The organism is Mycobacterium sp. 134 (assembly GCF_048282715.1).
In the GTDB taxonomy this organism is placed as follows: Bacteria; Actinomycetota; Actinomycetes; order Mycobacteriales; family Mycobacteriaceae; genus Mycobacterium; species Mycobacterium septicum.
This window is the reverse complement of the sequence record NZ_JBLVUN010000008.1, coordinates 666,174-682,474: the sequence shown is the minus strand read 5'-3', so window position 1 is coordinate 682,474 and position 16,301 is coordinate 666,174. Positions and strand designations below refer to the sequence as shown.

The window sequence follows — 16,301 nt, the reverse complement described above, 5'->3', positions numbered from 1 at the left end:
TGTGTTTACCGGCGCGGAGGTGCGTAGAAGGAGATCGCCGTGCGTATCGTTTTCGATGAGGTACGCGCCGAGAGGGGGCCACACACCGCATGTCCAGCGCACCACAGCAGGCAGGCAGCGAATCGTCCGGGTCGGACACCCGACCGCGTGAGGTTCTGAACGTGGCAGTCCTCGCCGAATCCGAACTCGGCTCCGAAGCACAGCGGGAGCGCCGCAAGCGCATCCTGGACGCGACCCTGGCCATCGCCTCCAAGGGCGGCTACGAAGCCGTCCAGATGCGCGCCGTGGCCGAGCGCGCCGATGTTGCCGTCGGCACGCTCTACCGCTACTTCCCCTCCAAGGTCCACCTCCTGGTGTCCGCCCTCGGCCGGGAGTTCGAGCGCATCGACGCCAAGACCGACCGCGCCGCACTCGCCGGCGGCACCCCCTATCAGCGGCTGAGCTTCATGGTCGGCAAGCTGAACCGGGCCATGCAGCGCAATCCCCTACTCACCGAGGCGATGACGCGGGCCTTCGTCTTCGCCGACGCATCCGCCGCGGGCGAGGTCGACCACGTCGGCAAGCTGATGGACTCGATGTTCGCCCGGGCCATGAGCGACGGCGAGCCGACCGAGGACCAGTACCACATCGCCCGGGTCATCTCGGACGTGTGGCTGTCCAACCTGCTGGCGTGGCTGACCCGGCGGGCCTCTGCCACCGACGTCAGCAAGCGACTCGACCTGGCCGTGCGGCTGCTGATCGGCGCCGAGGACAAACCTAAGATCTAGCGGGTGAGCCTTCCCGCCGACCTTCAGGACGCACTGACCCGGGCCGCAAAGGTCCCCCGGCTGCTCATCACCTCGGATTTCGACGGCACCCTGGCCCCGATCGTCAACAACCCCGCCGACGCGCGCCCGCTGCGCGAGGGCGCCGAAGCGCTCGTGGCGCTGTCGCAATGTCGTGACACTTCGACCGCCCTGATCTCCGGCCGCGCGCTGGAGGTGCTGCGGGAGCTGTCCGGGATGCCCGCGGCCGTGCACATGGTCGGCAGCCACGGCGCCGAATTCGACTCCGGATTCGCCCATCCCATCGACCGTGCCCTGCTCGACCGGATCGCCACCGAACTCACCGCGATCGCCGCGACCCGACCGGGCGTGACCGTCGAACTCAAACCCGCGAGCGTGGCCCTGCACGTCCGCAACGCCGAACCCGGCGACGCCGAAGCCGCGTCCGCGCAGGCACTCCGATCCGCACAGGCGTGGGATGCGCAGCTGACCAAGGGCAAGGCCGTGCTCGAGTTCGCGGTGATCACCACCGACAAGGGCGAGGCGATCGACATCCTGCGCGATCAGCACCGCGCGTCGGCGGTGATCTACTTCGGCGACGACGTCACCGACGAGAAGGCGTTCCGCCGGTTGCGCGAAGGCGACGTCGGCGTCAAGGTGGGACCGGGCGAGACCCTGGCCGGGTACCGGGTCGACGAGCCCGAAGACGTTGTGGCAGCGCTGAAGTACCTGTTGCGGGCGCGCGCGGCGAACTAGGCCGGCGGGCCCGACGTCCGCCCGCGCACCACCTCGGTGGGGAGCACGTCGATCACCGGAAGCCCCGACCGCGGCGGATTGTGCAGCAACTCGCCGGCGCGCCGTCCCTTGGCCAAACTGGACTGCACCACGGTGGACAGGCCGCGGCGCAACGCCTCCGGCACCCCGTCGAAACCCGTCACCGTCATCTCCCCCGGCACGTAGATACCGCGGGAGCGCAGATAATCCATGGCCGACAGGGCCAGCACGTCGGCGGTGCACATCAGCGCGGTGATGCGGGGATTGGCGTCCAGCGCCACCTCGGCAGCCGCCCCTCCGGATGTCGGTAGATGGTCGTAGCTCTCCACCACGGTCAGCCTGTCCGGTGCCAGTCCGGCGGCCGTCATCGCGTCGTACACACCGTGAATCCGCTCGCGCTGCACATGGAAATGCGGCGACAACACCCGATCCGGATCTGCCAGTGCGGGTTTCGTGCCGCCGTGCGGCCAGTCGCGGCCCAGCCGCATCGTCAGCAGGCCGATGTCGCGATGGCCCAGATCCAGCACATGTTCGGCCAGCCTCCGCATCGCGCCGCGGTCGTCGATGCTGACCCGGGACACCCCGTGAACGTCCTTGGGCTGATCCACCACCACGACCGGCAACTGACGCTGACGCACCACCGGCAGATACGGATCGTCGTCGGAGGCCGAGTACACCACGAACCCGTCGACGCCCGCCGCGAGCACCGCCGCCGAACCGTCCTCGAAACTGCGGTTGGGCCCGATCGCCACCAGGAGCAGCCCCTGCCCCACCGCTTCGCAGGATTCGGCAAGTCCGGCAACGAAATCCAACGCGGCGGGATCACTGAACGAGTAGTTGAGCGCCTCGGTGATGATCAACCCCACAGCGCCGGCCTTGCGGGTCCGTAACGAGCGCGCCACCGGGTCCGGCCCGGCATAGCCCAGCCTCTTGGCCGCATCGAAGATCCGGTCGCGAAGCTCGGCGGACAACTGGTCAGGTCGGTTGTAGGCGTTGGAGATGGTGGTGCGAGAAACCTTCAGTTCGGCCGCCAACGAAGCCAGGGTGGCCCGCCGTGGCGGGTGGGGACTCCTTGGCATGCTTTCCGAGGCTAGTGGATTGCTGAATTCCTCACCCGGTCAACCGTCCAGACCGCCAGCCAGAATCCGCAGGCGATCGTGACGATCACGAAGCTCGGCGGCATGTTGAAGATTGCGGACACCGCCAGCCCGGCCCACACCGAGATGACGCTGATGCCGGTCGAGATCGCCATCGCGAGGATCGGCCGGGCCGTCACCATGATTGCCGTGGCAGCCGGGGTGACGACGAGCGCGAACAACAGCAGAGTGCCCACGGCCAGCACCGCCATCGTCACCGCGATCCCCAGCAGGACCATGAACAAGACCGACAGCACGCGTACCGGCACCCCTTTGGCCTCGGCCACCTGCGGGTTGACGGACGCGAACAGCAATGGGCGGAAGACGAATACGACCGTGGCGGCCAACAAGAGCAGCAGCGCGGTGAAGTTCAGCAACTGCTGATGCGTGATGGCCAGCAGGTTGCCGAACAACACGTTGGTCAGCGTGGACGAGTTCTTCGTCGCCAACGAGTTGAAGAACAGACCGAAACCGGTGGCCAGGGCCAGCACCGTGCCGGTGGCAACCTCGCGATCGTGGGCCCGGCTGCCCAGCGCCCCGATCACCAGGGCCCCGCCGACGCAGAACGCCAACAGGCCCATCCCGACCGGAAGCCCGAGCAGCGCCGCACCGGTGGCGCCGGGTAGACCGATGTGGGCCAGAGCGTGGGCGGCGAAAGCGGTGTTGCGCACGATGACGAAATAGCCGATCAGCCCGGCGGCCAGCGCCACCAGCGTGCCGCCGATCAACGCATTCCGCATGAATGCCGAAGTCAGGATCTGCCACCAGTTGTGCTGATAGCCCATCGCGAATGTGCCCGCAGCCTGCAGACCCGCCGACATCACACGCTCCTCATGTACATCTGCCCCAGCGGGGTGTGGGCCACCTGCACCTTGGTGCCGTACAGGTGGGTCAGCAACTCGGCATCCACCACCTCGTCGATGGCAGCGTGGTGGGCGTGCCCGTCGAGCAGATAGATGGCGCTGTCGAGCACACTCAGCAGCGGGTTGAGGTCATGGGCGACAACGAGGATCGTCACGCCCAGGTCCTGGTTGAGCCGGGCCAGCAGCTGCACGATCTCGTGCTGGTTGCGAAGGTCGAGCGCGGCCAACGGTTCGTCGAGGATCAGCATCTTCGGATGTCCGACAAGGGCATTGGCCAGGGCGATGCGCTGACGTTGCCCTCCGGACAGTTCCGAGAGCCGCATGTTGGCGAACCCGGTCGCCTCGACCCACGCCAGGGCCTCGTCGACCCGGGCCCGGTCGGCGGCCGAGGTTCGGGTGAAGCCCCACCGCCGTCCGGTGAGCCCGAGGGTCACCGCGCCCCGGGCCCGGATGGCCTCGCCCGCGCCTGCGGCGTAATCCTGCGGGACGTAGCCGATCAGGTCGTTGTGCTCACCGGGTGCACCGCCGAGCACCCGCACCGAACCCGACGCCGCGGGCAGCAGGCCCAGCATGACCTGCAGCATCGTCGACTTGCCCGACCCGTTGGAGCCGATCAGCGCGACGATGCCACCGGTCGGGATCTCGAAGGTGCCCTCCGACCAGATCAGCCGTCCTCCGCGCACGGCACTGACGTCGTCGAAGACAAGGGCGGGTTGAGACTCGGTGCTACTGCTGGACACCGAGAGCCTTGGCAAGGGCGGTCAATTGGTTCACCTGCCAAGCCTCGAACGAATCCGCTCCCGGCGCCACCGTTTCGGTGACATCGACAACCGGGATTCCCGCGCTCTCGGCGGCGGCCCGGATCTGCTTGGGCAGCGAGCCCTCGGTCTGGGTGTTGTAGATCAGCACGTCGACGCCGCGGTCGGCGAGCAGACGCAGGAACGCGTCCAGGTCGGCCGGCGACGGGTCGGTCTCGTTGGACGACGCGGCCTGGTAGCCCGCGGGTGTCGCATTGACCAGGCCGACCGCGGCCGCCATGTCGTCGAACACCGTTTCGGTGGCGGCGTAGCGCTTACCGGTGGCCTTGGCCTTGATGTCGGTGATCAGCTGTTGGTAGGGCTGCATCGAGGTGGTGAACTCGGTGCGGCGCTGCGCGAAGTAGTCGCGCGCGTCGGGAGCCAACTGGCCCAGTTCCTCGGTGATGGTGTCGGCGACGCCGTTCACCGCAGCGGGGCTGTACCAGGCGTGCGGGTTGTTCGAGTGCTCGTGGGCATGCCCCCCGTCCGCGTCGCCGTGGTCATGGTCATGGTCATGGTCGTCATCGCCCGCCCCGATCGCGGAGACGACGACGGCGTCCGGCGCCGTGCTCTGGGCCAGTTTGGCGGCCCACTCGTCGTAGTGCCCACCGTTGATGACCACCAACTGCGCGCCCTGGAACTTGGCCGCATCCGCGGGCGAGGGCTCGAAGTCGTGCGGATCGACCGATGACCCGGCCAGCACCGTGGTCACCTTGGCGCAGTCACCGCCCAGCGCGGAGACGATGTCGCCCCACTGGTCGACGCTGACGACCACGTTGACCGGCGTGGTCACGCAGTTCCCCGCGGACTCGGGCTGCTTGGCCTCATCGGAGCCGCAAGCGGCCAGGGCGAATGGGGTGGCCAGCAGGAACGCGGTGGCCACGGCGCGGAGATTCATGGGCGAGAGCACGGCGATAACGATAACCGTTTGCATTAGCGGATGCACGCCCGGATGATGATTTATTGAAAATCGTTTTCATTAAGGAGTGCGATGTCCGATTTGCTGCCCGTCACCGTGTTGTCCGGCTTCCTCGGCGCCGGGAAGACCACGCTGTTGAACCACATCCTGGCGAACCGGGACGGCAGGCGCGTCGCCGTGATCGTCAACGACATGAGCGAGGTCAACATCGACGCCGCGCTCATCGCCGGGCAGGGGCACCTCGACCGCACGGAGGAGAAGCTCGTCGAGCTGACCAACGGCTGCATCTGCTGCACCTTGCGCGAGGACCTGGTGGAAGCCGTCGGCGCGCTGGCGCGACAGAACCGGTTCGACCAGTTGGTGATCGAGTCGACAGGGATCTCCGAACCCATGCCCGTCGCGGCCACCTTCAGCTGGGAATTCGAGGACGGCTTCAGCCTGGGCACACTCGCGCGGCTGGACACACTGGTGACCGTCGTCGACGCGTCGACCTTCCTGACCGAGTTGGCCCGGGGCGAAGCGCTGGCCGAGCGCGAGATGACGGCGGGTCCGGGCGATGCCCGCAGCATCGCCGACCTGCTCACCGATCAGGTGGAGTTCGCCGACGTCATCCTGCTCAACAAGACCGACCTGGTCAGCCCGGCAACCCTCGACACCGTCCAAACACTGCTGCGCAGGCTGAATCCGACCGCCAAGCTGATCCGGACCGACCATGGCGTGGTCGACATCGGCGAGGTGCTGGGCACCGGGCTGTTCGACCCGGAGGCCGCCGCCCAGACCCCGGGCTGGGACGAGGAGATCGCCGACGGGCACACACCCGAAACCGAGGAGTACGGCATCAGCTCGATGACCTTCCGCTCCGACCGGCCGTTTCACCCCCAGCGCCTCGGTGACGCGCTCGGTCAGGTCACAAGGGTGTTGCGCAGCAAGGGATTCTGCTGGATCGCCAGCCGCCCGACGATCGCCGCCATCTGGTCACAGGCCGGGCCGAACCTGGCGATCGAGCCCGCGCAGTACTGGTCGCGCACCGAGATCGCACCGGGTCAGGAGATCGTGTTCATCGGGATCAAGCTCGACCGGGACAACATCCACCGGCTACTCGACGGGGCCCTGCTGACCGATGCGGAACTGGCCGAGGGCGAACGGGCCTGGGCCGGCTATCCCGATCCGCTGCCTGCCTGGAACGTCACTCACGCACACTGACGGGCTTACGCCCCCACACCGAGTACATCGTCGGTGACCGGTAGACGAACGTCGGGTCCGCCATGGCCCGACGGGCGTCGGCCAGGACCGACTCGGTGACGACCCCGCCGTCGATCATGACGTCGTCGAGCTTTGCGAAACTCTCCACGAGAAATCCTGATTTCACGCTTCCGCCCTGCTCCGTCGTCGAGCCGACGTCGTTGCCCCTGGCGTCCAGGCCCAGCTCGTCGACGTGGGCCGGCAGGCGTGCGCCGTAGTGCAGATCCATCACCCCTGCGGCGACCAGAAACTCGTGACGCGCGCGCAGGTAGGTATGAAAGCCCGCCGTCGACGGGTGATCCGGGGTGAGTGATCGGGCGGTGCTGTAGTCGGGCTCCTCGACCACCAGCCAACCTCCCGGCCGCAGCGCGGCCACCATGCGGCGCAGTACCGCGGGCGGATCGGCCATGTGCACCATCAGGACGCGGCAGTGCACGAGGTCGTATGCGGCCGGCTCGATCTCGTCACGGGTGATGTCGCAGCGACGTACCTCGATCCCCAGCGCGGGCAGGTCGTCCAGGAACCTCGGATCCAGGTCGACGGCGACGACATGGCCGGTGGGTCCCACGCGGCCGCCGAGCCACCGTGCGACCGATCCCCCTCCCGCGCCGACTTCTAGACAACGCCAGCCCGGACCGACCCCGATGGTGTCGAAGGTGCGGATGGTCCGTGGATCGCCCAGTGCTTCCAGCCGCTGCAGGCGCTCCCGCTCCTGCGTCGCTTCGTAGTCTGCGGCGAAGTACCGCCCGTCCGCGTCGGCATCGATCGCCATACCGACATTCTCGACTATTCCACCGGCTAGTGCGTATGGCCTACCGCGCCGCTGAGCTCGTTGGGTGCCTTATCCAGCGTTGTCGACGTGCCGACGTCGCCGGATTCGATGTCGACGGTGTGCACCTGCCTGGTGGCGGGGTCGGTGACGAACACGTCGTGGCCGCGGACGAACAGGCTCGGCCTGGGCTGCTGCCAGTCATCGGGCTCGGTCCACGGCTCGGTCACCGCGATGGTTTTCACGGTGCGCCCGGAAACCGGGTCGACGACATGGAGCTTGCCGTCGGTGCCCAGGATGAGCGCTTCGGCGTGCGGACCGCGCGCCAGTGACCGGAAGGAGTAGCTGACCGTCTGCGGCAGGGGTATCAGCCGCAGCTGATTGCTCGCGGTGTCGATCAGGGCGAACCGGTTGGGCCGCTCCAGTTCGGCATCGGGATCGACCTTGTAGTCGCCCAGCGCCACCGGTGAGTCCTCATGTCCGCGAACCGTTCCCACCCGGCCGTATGCGTCCGGGGCGGCGATCTTGGCGAAGGCACCGTCAGAGAATGTCAATGCGCCGTTCTCACAGCCGAATACGACAGTGGAGGTATCCACGACCGTTTCCCCATGGATACCCGGGCACTCAGCACTGCGGGCGATCTCCCGGTCCGAGGCGTCGAAAGCGACTGCACCGCTGCGTTCGTCGGAGTCACCTTCGGTACGCACCCAACTCCCGTCGTCGAGCACCACGGCGACACCGTGGTGCGGCTGTGGCGCTTTCATGCCTCTCATCCGCGGTACGGCAGCGGTGAGATTGTGCGGATCGAGCACGGTGATCTCACCGGACCCGTCGGCGAACAGCACGGTGTGTTCACCGTGGGCGACGACGTGACCGGGATCGTCGGCCACGAAGGTGGTGTCGGTCAGCTCCCCCGCCGACGCGTCGAGCAGCCGGAAACCCTCGCCCGTGGACACCAACAGGTGCGAATCGTCGCCGGCCGGGTTGACCCGCAGGAACCCCTCCAGCGGGATGTCGGCCTTGACCTGCAGGCTGTTGCCGTCCAGCACGTAGAGCCCACCGTCGTAGGTGACCACCAGCGGATCGGGTATCGGCTCGCGTGCCGTCTGCTGCGTTTCGCCGCCGCCGCAACCGGTCAGCGCTGCCGCGAGCGCACCGGCCAGGACGAAGACCTTCGATGGATTCGGCATTCGTTCTCCTTGCTTGTTGATCGGAATCACCAGCCCGCGGCCACCAGGAAATCCGGGATGACGTTCGTCCGGTGCGTGCGCTCGACCCGTAGGCCGTTCGCGTAGTCGACTTCGTGTACTGCCCTCGCCGTCGCGTCGTTCACGTAGGCCCGTCCTGCACCGACCTCGATCACCGGCGTGCCGACCGGAGCGGCGAGCAGTTCGAGGCGGCCGGCGTGTACGCCTGCCGCCACATCAAGGGCATGCAGAACGCCGTCTTGAGTCACCGCCAGGACGGTGGTGCCGCCTGCGGTGTTCACCGCGACCACGCCGGGCAGCCGCATCGACGCCCACCGGCGGCCGTCGAACAGCCACACCTCATCACCGGCCACGGCCGCCAGCGAATTCCCGTTCCTGCGATAGCCGAACGGCCCCAACGGCTCCCGGGGCCGGATCGGTCCGAAAGCGATGCTCTCGGTCACCAGCGCTCCGCCCCGGCTGGAGATCTTCAACGCACCGTCACGGCAACCGAGCACGACCGCCCGGCGGAGTGCCACCGCGTCGCTGACCGCCGGGCAGTCTCCGAGCACGGCGGCCTGTTCGGCGACCGTGCTGACCGGTCCCCGATCGGAGACCGTCACCAGGTCATCCCCCAATGCGACTGCAGCCAGCGCTTTGTCAGACCCCTGCGCGACGGCCGAGGATGTGACCTCACCGCGCGCGAAGGCGTCCCGATCCAGCGCTACGACCGCACCGTCAGCGCGGCGGGCGACGGCCAGCGCACCATGGCCCCGTACCGCGGCGACCCGCCCGTCGATCCGCCCCACCACGGCCGGTGGTCCGTCATAGAAATGCGAATGGTCGCCGTGGTCGAACGTCCACGCCCCGCCGTCCAGGATCGTCAGCCCGGCATCGCCGTGCAGGTAGCCGTACCGCCCGTCGCCACTCACGGCGTCGACGCGGCCGAGCTGCCCCAGCCCGGTCTCGACAGAGTCCGCGACATCGAGCACTGCGCCGGCCCCGGTTTGCCGCTCCACCAGGATCAGCCGCGTCACCGGCCGATCCGCTTCCCGGGGCGTCGCAGGCTGCCGGGGATCCGGCGCGGTGGAGCACCCGGCGATCAGGAGGGCGACGAGCGCCATCACCAAGGCCCTGTTCAGCACCCCAAACTCTTATCATTAATGACATTCATTTTCAATAAGGGATCGTGCTCGGCATGCCCGAGGGCCCACCTAAGCTCGACCCGTGTCTGAGCACGCCTTCAACCCCGACGAGCGCCGCGCCGTCTACCGGGCCATCGCCGAACGCCGGGACATGCGCCGGTTCGTCCCCGGCAGCACGGTGCCGCCCGAGGTCCTCGGCCGGCTTCTGCAGGCCGCCCACGCGGCGCCGAGCGTCGGCCTGATGCAGCCGTGGCGGTTCATCCGGATCACCGACGATGCGCTGCGCGGCAAGATCCACGCCCTGGTCGACCAGGAACGCATCCACACCGCCGACGCACTCGGCTCGCGCGGCGACGAATTCCTGGCGCTCAAGGTCGAAGGCATCCTCGACTGCGCCGAGCTGTTCGTCGTCGCCCTCGGCGAGAACCGCGACCGGCACATCTTCGGCCGCCGGACCCTGCCCCAGATGGACCTGGCCTCGGTGTCCTGCGCCATCCAGAACATGTGGCTGGCGGCGCGCGCCGAGGGCCTCGGCATGGGCTGGGTGTCGATCTTCGAGCCGCTGCCCCTGGCCCAGTTGATGGGCATGCCCGCCGACGCCGAGGCCGTGGCGATCCTGTGCCTGGGCCCAGTACCCGAATTCCCGGACCGGCCGGTGCTGGAGATCGAGCACTGGACCGTTGGGCGCCCGCTGCCCGAATTCGTGGCCGAGAACGGCTGGCCGAGCGAGGCGTCGCCTTAGGCTGGACGGATGGCCGCCTCCGTCGATCTCAATGCCGATCTCGGTGAGAGCTTCGGAGCGTGGAAACTCGGTGACGACGAAGCCATGCTCGGCCTGGTCACCAGCGCCAACGTGGCCTGCGGATTCCACGCCGGAGACCCGGCACTGCTGCTGCGCACGTGCCGCGAGGCCGCGGCGCGGGGGGTACGCGTCGGCGCCCAGGTGAGCTACCGGGACCTGGCCGGCTTCGGCAGGCGCTTCATCGACGTCACCCCCGAGGACCTGACCGCCGACGTGATCTATCAGATCGGCGCGCTGCAGGCCATCACCCATGCCGCGGGTACGACGGTGACCTACGTGAAACCCCATGGCGCGCTGTACAACACGATCGTCAGCCATCCCGAACAGGCAGCCGCCGTCGCGGCCGCGGTGGCCGCGGTGGACGCGGGCCTACCGGTGCTCGGCCTGTCGGGTTCAGCGTTCTTCGAGGAGGCAGGGCGGCGCGGGCTGCGCACCGTCGCCGAGGCCTTCGCCGACCGCGCCTACCAACCCGACGGCACGCTGGTATCCCGCCGCGACCCCGGCGCCGTGCTGCATGATGCTCCGGAGATCGCCGAGCGAGTCGCGGGCATGGTGATGAGGCTGCAGGTCACCGCGGTGGACGGATCCGTCATCCCTGTCACGGTGGAATCTGTTTGTGTACACGGTGATTCACCCGGAGCCGTCCAGATCGCCACGGCGGTGCGCGAGCGCCTGTCCGCTGAAGGGGTCACTCTGAGCGCCTTCTGCTGACAGGTTCGCCTGGCATGATGGCCGCGTGGTGGCGAACCCGGCGGTGATGCGGTGGCGGCCGAGTTCCATGCAGGTTCTCGTGGCCGGGATCATCGCGTTGGCATTGGCCGGCACCACCCTGCGTGGGATCGTCGAAAACACGCCCGACGTGGCGACGGCAGCCACGGTGTTCTGCGGTGTGTTCGTCCAAGCACTGCCGTTTCTGGCGCTCGGCGTGGTGATCAGCGGGCTGATCGCGGTCTTCGTGACGCCCGAGCGCCTGGCCCGCTGGCTGCCCCGGCGTCCCGGCGCGGCCATCTTGGCCGCCGGCATCGGCGGCGCGGCATTGCCCGGCTGCGAATGCGGTTCAGTGCCGGTGGCGCGCAGGCTTTTCGGCGACGACGCCGAGGACGGCACCGTGGGCGCGGCGGCGCTGACCTTCATGCTGGCGGCACCTGCCATCAACCCCGTCGTGCTGGTGGCCACCGCCGTCGCGTTCCCCGGGCACCCGCAGATGGTCGCCGCCCGGTGCGCGGCATCACTGCTCACCGCACTGATCATGGGCACACTCTGGGCCAGGTTCGGCAGCCCGGAGTGGATCACCCGCCGGCTGCCCAGGCCACACCACGGCGAGGGTTCACGGTGGGCGGTCTTCACCGAAGCCGCACGCCACGATTTCCTTTCAGCGGCCTCCTATCTGGTTGTGGGCGCGGCGGCCGCGGCGGCCCTGCACGTGTTGGTTCCGACGTGGGTGTACGAGCACCTCGCGGGCCAGATCGCGCTGGGGGTGATCACCATGGCGGCACTGGCGGTTGTGCTGGCGTTGTGTTCGGAGGCGGACGCGTTCGTCGCGGCCAGCCTCACCATGCTGCCGCTGCTGCCGCGGCTGGTGTTCCTGGTCGTCGGGCCGGCCGTCGACATCAAGCTGTTCGCGATGCAGGCCGGCATGTTCGGCCGCGCGTTCGCCGTCCGGTTCGCACCCACCACCTTCGTGGTCGCCACGGTGGTGGCGACGGGCATCGGCCTGCTGATCCTGGGGCCACAGTGAGCCGCGAAACCGAGAACGCTCTGCTGCTGCTGATCGGGGTCAGTACCGCGATCATCGCCGTCTCCGGCGCCTACACCCGGTACGTCAAGCCGGGACTGCTGCCGTACCTGGTGGCGACCGCGGTGTTGCTGATCGCGCTGGCGCTCGCCGCGATCGTGCGGGATATCCGGCACGGCCGCCGCGAAGGCGGTCCGGACGACGCGCATGATCATCCGCACTCGCCCGGCGTCGCGTGGCTGTTGCTCATCCCGATCGCGCTGCTGGCCTTCGTCGTGCCCCCGGCGATCCGTCCCGACGCCGCGTCGGTGACCGCGGTGTCCACCGATGTGCTGCGCCGTCCGTTCCCACCCCTACCCGACGGCACCGCTCCGGAGATCTCCCTGCCCGACGCACTGATCCGTGTGGCACAGGACTCCGCGGGCACCCTGGACAACCGCACGATCACCGTCACCGGGTTCACCATGCGCGACGGCGACCGCAGCGACCTGGCCCGGGTGGTGATCATCTGTTGCGCGGCCGACGCTCAGCTGGCCCGCATTCGTCTCTCCGGACCGGCAGCGGCACAGGTGGCCGGCTACCCGGACGACACCTGGATCAAGGTGGTGGGCACGATCCCTGCAGGGCAAAGCGATTCGAGCCGACGGGCCATCCCGACGATGACGGCCCTGAGCGTGACCCGCACCGATCCCCCGGCGCGTCCCTACGCCTACTGACGCCTGAGCCCGCAATCACCGCACTTCGATCCGCCCGGCACCCGGTAGTACAGGCAACAGCTGCGTCGGCGGAACGCCCACCCGGTCAGGTCGCCCGTGCCGGTCAGGTGCCCGGTGGCCAACAGCGATTCGGTGACTCCGCGGATATCGTCACCCAATTCCGGCCGAGCCCGCGCCAAATCGGCCGCCGCCGCGACCAGGGCCGCCGCGGCATTGCCGTAGAGCAGACGCGGCGCCATCTTGACCCGGAGCCCCGCGGCCAGCGGCTCAAGGTGTTCGGTGATCACCAGCCGATACAACTGGCCCACCATCGCCGGGCCACCATCCGCCGGCTCTCCCACCGGCACCGGCAACCTCAGCTCGGTGCGGGCGGCATGGCGCTGCAGATCGGCGAGGTCCGGCAGCACACCGAATCGCAGCGCACACGCCAGCAGCGGTGACCATAGGCGCGAGGCATGACTGAACTGGATCAGCGACGCACCGATACGCAGATCCGTCGTGGCGTTGCGCGCGCTCGTCGCGGCGACGAGGTCGGTGCAGCCGTCGTCATAGCAGCGCTGCACCGGAACCCAGTCGGCCGGCTCCCCGCCAACAGTGATCGCGAAGAATCCTCCATACGAGGCGATTTCGCTCAGTTGGTCACCGATGTTCACGGCCTCGCCCCGATCTTGGCGGGGACGGCTACCTGCGGCCTACCGGTATCGGCATCGAGGGTGATCCGGGCCTCGACCCCGTACACCTCGGACAGCAACCCCTCGGTGAGGACGTCGGCCGGCGTGCCGACCGCCACCAACCCTCCCCCGTCGAGCACGCAGATCCGATCGCAGTAAGACGCAGCGAGATTCAGATCGTGCAACGCGGCGATGACCGTCGCACCGGTCTCCCGCAGCAGGTGCAGTGCCTCGTGTTGATGGCGCAGGTCGAGGTGGTTGGTGGGCTCGTCGAGCACGATCACATCGGTGCGCTGAGCCAGCGCCCGGGCGATCAGCACGCGTTGCTTCTGTCCGCCCGACAGCCGGCCGTAACCGGCTTGGCTCAGTTCCGCGATGTCCAGCGCCGTCAAAGCCGCGCCGATGATCTCGCGGTCCTCTGCGTTGTCGGCCTCGAATGATCGCTTGTACGGGGTGCGACCCATGGCCACCATGTCGAACACGGTGAGCTCGAAATCGCCTGCAGCTTCCTGCAATACCGCCGCGACCCGGCGGGCGGCCCGCTTGCCCGGCAGCTTCCACACGTCGGTGCCGTCGACCAGCACCCGACCGGAGCTCGGTCGCTGCGCCCGGTACAAGGTGCGCAGCAGTGTGGTCTTGCCCGCGCCATTGGGACCCACGACGGCCAGCATCTCACCCGGGGCGACCGACAACGACACGTCGGAGATCAACGGTGTACCGCGCACCGTCACCGAGACCGCCTCGAACGTCACTGCCGCCGTCACGTCACGGCCTTCCGCCGCATCAGCCACAGGAAGAACGGCCCGCCGGCGAGCGCGGTCAGAATGCCCACCGGCAGTTCCTCCGGCGCGGCCACGGTGCGGGCCACGATGTCACACAGCACTAGGAACGCCGCGCCCAACAACGCGGCGGCCGGCAGCGCTCTGCGGTGATCGGCACCGACCAGCAGGCGCACCACGTGCGGCATGATCAGCCCGACGAACCCGATCGTGCCGCTGACCGCGACCATCGCCCCGACCATGAGCGCCACGACGACGAACATTCCCGCCCGGAACCGGTGCACGTCCAGACCGAGCGAGGTAGCCGCCTCCTCACCGGTATAGAGCAGGTTCAGCGATCGGGTGAAGGCCAGCAGCACGATCACACCGACGAGGACCGCCACCGCGGGTACCCACACCATGCGCCAGGTGGCGCCGCCCAGGCCGCCGAGCATCCATCGCACGGCCGCCTGGGTCTTGTGTGGATCGTCAGAGGTGACGATGAGCAGACTGGCCACCGCGGACAGAACTTCGGCCACCGCCACGCCGGCCAGGATCAACCGCGCGGTCGTCATCCGCCCGCCCGAGCGGGCCAGGAAGTACACCGCGACGAGCGCGAGAAAGGCTCCGAGGAAGGCCGCCAGCGGGACGGTGAACACCTGCAGCGCACCGGCACCGAACACCAGGATCACCACGGCACCGACCGACGCTCCCGACGAGACACCCAGCAACATGGGATCGGCCAGCGGATTGCGCACCACGGCCTGCAGCGCCATCCCACACGCCGCAAGGCCGGCGCCGACCACCACGCCCAGCACGACCCTGGGCAGCCGGGCGTCGAGCACGATGGATTCCCGCACCGCGGGCCAACTCTGCTCGACCAGGCCCGGATGGACGGCGTGCAGCACGATGGCCCACACCTGCCCAGGAGGTATGGACACCGAACCGATCGCGACACCGGCGGTCATCGCCATCAGCAACAGCCCGGCCAGTGCAGCGATGGTGAGCCGGTAGGGCATCAACTGAACCGGTCGGGGTGCAGCTGCCGGGCCAGGGCGTCCACTGCCCGGCCCACCCGTACGCCGACCACCACCGAGGACAACGGGAGGACCGCGAACCGCTGCTGGGCGACAGCCGGAACATGCTGCAGGAGAGGATGTTCGGTCAGGAATCGCTTCTTGTCCGCGACCGGCTGGTCACCGTAGTCGTAGATCACGATGACCTCGGGCGCGCGATCGGCGAACTGCTCGAACGACACGTCGCCCCACACCTTGGGCACATCGGCGAACACGTTGACGCCACCGGCGGCCTCGATCATCAGGTTTCCGATGCCCTTGCCACCCGAGGTGAATACGGTCGCCTCACCGCTGTCGTAGACCGCGACGCGCACGGGCCGCACCCCGCGCAGCTTCGCCGCGGACTGCGCCAGCTCGCCATGGAGCTTCTCGATCTGCTGCTCGGCCCTGGCGGTGACGCCGAATATTGTTCCGATGTTGCGGATTTCGTCGTCAACGGTGGATACCGCGACCGGCTCGGACCGGCAATCCTCGATGTTGAGATAGGTGTGAACCCCGGCATCGGTCAGCCGTTGCCTGCCGCGGCCCTCTTTCTCGTCGAACGCGCTGTCCCAGCCGCCGTAGACGAAATCGGGTTCGACGGCCAGCAGCGACTCGTAGGACGGGTACTCCTTGGCCAGCACCGGAACGGTGTCGTAGGCGGCCTGGTATTCGGGCAGGATCCGGTCGTCGAGATAGGACGTGCCGACCATGGAATTCTCCAGGCCCAGCGCCAGCAGCGTCTCGATCGCATGCTGATTGAGCGCGACCGCACGCGCCGGCGGCCGGTCATAGGTGGTGCTGATGCCGCAATTGTCCACGGTGACCGGGAATCCCGGCGCGGCATCGACCGCGGTGCCGGGCGCCTCGGTCGAGGCACACCCCGACACCAGTAACGCCGACGCCAGTCCGGCGATCAGCCAACGAGCGGCCATGGGCGTACCCGTCCTCTCCGGGGAGATCCGCCC

General features: G+C 68.5%; 18 protein-coding genes. 7 read left to right on the top strand and 11 right to left on the bottom strand.

Going from position 1 to position 16,301, the window contains the following annotated elements:
* Positions 1-161 precede the first annotated feature (161 nt).
* The gene (gene kstR / locus ACNQVK_RS08190; RefSeq protein WP_164480958.1) at positions 162-767 is read left to right on the top strand and encodes a cholesterol catabolism transcriptional regulator KstR; all 606 of its coding nucleotides are present in this window, start codon (positions 162-164) and stop codon (positions 765-767) included.
* A gap of 3 nt (positions 768-770) precedes the next feature.
* A complete protein-coding gene (gene otsB / locus ACNQVK_RS08185; protein ID WP_418029115.1) occupies positions 771-1,520 on the top strand; it encodes a trehalose-phosphatase in 750 nt (249 codons plus the stop codon).
* Here the strand turns inward: otsB and ACNQVK_RS08180 are convergent.
* The 4 genes from ACNQVK_RS08180 to ACNQVK_RS08165 are packed head-to-tail and all read right to left on the bottom strand — an operon-like array spanning position 1,517 to position 5,232.
* A complete protein-coding gene (locus ACNQVK_RS08180; protein WP_418029114.1) occupies positions 1,517-2,617 on the bottom strand; it encodes a LacI family DNA-binding transcriptional regulator in 1,101 nt (366 codons plus the stop codon). The two genes, otsB and ACNQVK_RS08180, sit on opposite strands and share 4 nt — an antisense overlap.
* Before the next feature lie 11 nt (positions 2,618-2,628).
* Entirely contained in the window at positions 2,629-3,495 is an 867-nt protein-coding gene (locus tag ACNQVK_RS08175) for a metal ABC transporter permease (RefSeq protein WP_418029113.1), read from the bottom strand.
* Positions 3,495-4,277: a metal ABC transporter ATP-binding protein gene (locus tag ACNQVK_RS08170; RefSeq protein ID WP_273736525.1), complete on the bottom strand. Its 783-nt coding sequence runs from the start codon at positions 4,275-4,277 to the stop codon at positions 3,495-3,497. The genes ACNQVK_RS08175 and ACNQVK_RS08170 overlap by 1 nt, the downstream gene beginning before the upstream one ends.
* Positions 4,264-5,232, bottom strand: coding sequence for a metal ABC transporter solute-binding protein, Zn/Mn family (locus ACNQVK_RS08165; RefSeq protein ID WP_418034036.1), 969 nt, complete (start codon positions 5,230-5,232; stop codon positions 4,264-4,266). Before ACNQVK_RS08165 ends, ACNQVK_RS08170 begins: the two co-directional genes overlap by 14 nt.
* 93 nt (positions 5,233-5,325) lie before the next feature.
* On the opposite strand from ACNQVK_RS08165, the gene ACNQVK_RS08160 reads away from it, so the two are divergent.
* Positions 5,326-6,456, top strand: coding sequence for a GTP-binding protein (locus ACNQVK_RS08160; RefSeq protein ID WP_418029112.1), 1,131 nt, complete (start codon positions 5,326-5,328; stop codon positions 6,454-6,456).
* Here the strand turns inward: ACNQVK_RS08160 and ACNQVK_RS08155 are convergent.
* Genes ACNQVK_RS08155 through ACNQVK_RS08145 form a run of 3 tightly spaced genes read right to left on the bottom strand, consistent with a single transcriptional unit; the run spans position 6,440 to position 9,596 of the window.
* Complete coding sequence (locus ACNQVK_RS08155; RefSeq protein WP_418029111.1) at positions 6,440-7,267, bottom strand: class I SAM-dependent methyltransferase; 828 nt, start codon at positions 7,265-7,267, stop codon at positions 6,440-6,442. The two genes, ACNQVK_RS08160 and ACNQVK_RS08155, sit on opposite strands and share 17 nt — an antisense overlap.
* Positions 7,268-7,293: 26 nt before the next feature.
* Entirely contained in the window at positions 7,294-8,454 is a 1,161-nt protein-coding gene (gene aztD / locus ACNQVK_RS08150) for a zinc metallochaperone AztD (protein WP_418029110.1), read from the bottom strand.
* Positions 8,455-8,480: 26 nt separating this feature from the next.
* The gene (locus ACNQVK_RS08145; RefSeq protein WP_418029109.1) at positions 8,481-9,596 is read right to left on the bottom strand and encodes an ABC transporter; all 1,116 of its coding nucleotides are present in this window, start codon (positions 9,594-9,596) and stop codon (positions 8,481-8,483) included.
* Positions 9,597-9,678: 82 nt separating this feature from the next.
* Here ACNQVK_RS08145 and bluB point away from each other — a divergent pair, with 82 nt between their 5' ends.
* The 4 genes from bluB (at position 9,679) to ACNQVK_RS08125 (ending at position 12,849) form a co-directional block, all read left to right on the top strand.
* Positions 9,679-10,338, top strand: a complete 660-nt coding sequence (gene bluB, locus ACNQVK_RS08140) for a 5,6-dimethylbenzimidazole synthase (RefSeq protein WP_211156234.1) — start codon at positions 9,679-9,681, stop codon at positions 10,336-10,338.
* 9 nt (positions 10,339-10,347) lie between these two features.
* Positions 10,348-11,109: a LamB/YcsF family protein gene (locus ACNQVK_RS08135; protein ID WP_418029108.1), complete on the top strand. Its 762-nt coding sequence runs from the start codon at positions 10,348-10,350 to the stop codon at positions 11,107-11,109.
* Positions 11,110-11,176: 67 nt separating this feature from the next.
* The gene (locus tag ACNQVK_RS08130; protein WP_418034034.1) at positions 11,177-12,136 is read left to right on the top strand and encodes a permease; all 960 of its coding nucleotides are present in this window, start codon (positions 11,177-11,179) and stop codon (positions 12,134-12,136) included.
* Entirely contained in the window at positions 12,133-12,849 is a 717-nt protein-coding gene (locus tag ACNQVK_RS08125; protein WP_418029107.1) for a TIGR03943 family putative permease subunit, read from the top strand. Before ACNQVK_RS08130 ends, ACNQVK_RS08125 begins: the two co-directional genes overlap by 4 nt.
* Here the strand turns inward: ACNQVK_RS08125 and ACNQVK_RS08120 are convergent.
* The 4 genes from ACNQVK_RS08120 to ACNQVK_RS08105 are packed head-to-tail and all read right to left on the bottom strand — an operon-like array spanning position 12,843 to position 16,268.
* Positions 12,843-13,502: a (2Fe-2S)-binding protein gene (locus tag ACNQVK_RS08120; protein ID WP_418029106.1), complete on the bottom strand. Its 660-nt coding sequence runs from the start codon at positions 13,500-13,502 to the stop codon at positions 12,843-12,845. The genes ACNQVK_RS08125 and ACNQVK_RS08120 overlap by 7 nt on opposite strands.
* Positions 13,499-14,284 (bottom strand): ABC transporter ATP-binding protein, encoded by a 786-nt coding sequence (locus ACNQVK_RS08115; protein WP_418029105.1) that lies wholly within the window; start codon positions 14,282-14,284, stop codon positions 13,499-13,501. Before ACNQVK_RS08115 ends, ACNQVK_RS08120 begins: the two co-directional genes overlap by 4 nt.
* Positions 14,281-15,297, bottom strand: coding sequence for a FecCD family ABC transporter permease (locus ACNQVK_RS08110; protein WP_418029104.1), 1,017 nt, complete (start codon positions 15,295-15,297; stop codon positions 14,281-14,283). Before ACNQVK_RS08110 ends, ACNQVK_RS08115 begins: the two co-directional genes overlap by 4 nt.
* Positions 15,297-16,268: an ABC transporter substrate-binding protein gene (locus ACNQVK_RS08105; RefSeq protein WP_418029103.1), complete on the bottom strand. Its 972-nt coding sequence runs from the start codon at positions 16,266-16,268 to the stop codon at positions 15,297-15,299. Before ACNQVK_RS08105 ends, ACNQVK_RS08110 begins: the two co-directional genes overlap by 1 nt.
* Positions 16,269-16,301: the final 33 nt, after the last annotated feature.

What these genes read in the sequence shown, in the direction of transcription:
- ACNQVK_RS08175 (WP_418029113.1), bottom strand. Translation starts at nt 3,495, where the DNA reads ATGTCGGCGGGTCTGCAGGCTGCGGGCACATTCGCGATGGGCTATCAG.
- aztD (WP_418029110.1), bottom strand. Translation starts at nt 8,454, where the DNA reads ATGCCGAATCCATCGAAGGTCTTCGTCCTGGCCGGTGCGCTCGCGGCA.
- ACNQVK_RS08180 (WP_418029114.1), bottom strand. Translation starts at nt 2,617, where the DNA reads ATGCCAAGGAGTCCCCACCCGCCACGGCGGGCCACCCTGGCTTCGTTG.
- ACNQVK_RS08130 (WP_418034034.1), top strand. Translation starts at nt 11,177, where the DNA reads ATGCAGGTTCTCGTGGCCGGGATCATCGCGTTGGCATTGGCCGGCACC.
- ACNQVK_RS08135 (WP_418029108.1), top strand. Translation starts at nt 10,348, where the DNA reads ATGGCCGCCTCCGTCGATCTCAATGCCGATCTCGGTGAGAGCTTCGGA.
- ACNQVK_RS08110 (WP_418029104.1), bottom strand. Translation starts at nt 15,297, where the DNA reads ATGCCCTACCGGCTCACCATCGCTGCACTGGCCGGGCTGTTGCTGATG.
- ACNQVK_RS08105 (WP_418029103.1), bottom strand. Translation starts at nt 16,268, where the DNA reads ATGGCCGCTCGTTGGCTGATCGCCGGACTGGCGTCGGCGTTACTGGTG.
- ACNQVK_RS08165 (WP_418034036.1), bottom strand. Translation starts at nt 5,232, where the DNA reads ATGAATCTCCGCGCCGTGGCCACCGCGTTCCTGCTGGCCACCCCATTC.
- ACNQVK_RS08160 (WP_418029112.1), top strand. Translation starts at nt 5,326, where the DNA reads ATGTCCGATTTGCTGCCCGTCACCGTGTTGTCCGGCTTCCTCGGCGCC.
- ACNQVK_RS08155 (WP_418029111.1), bottom strand. Translation starts at nt 7,267, where the DNA reads ATGGCGATCGATGCCGACGCGGACGGGCGGTACTTCGCCGCAGACTAC.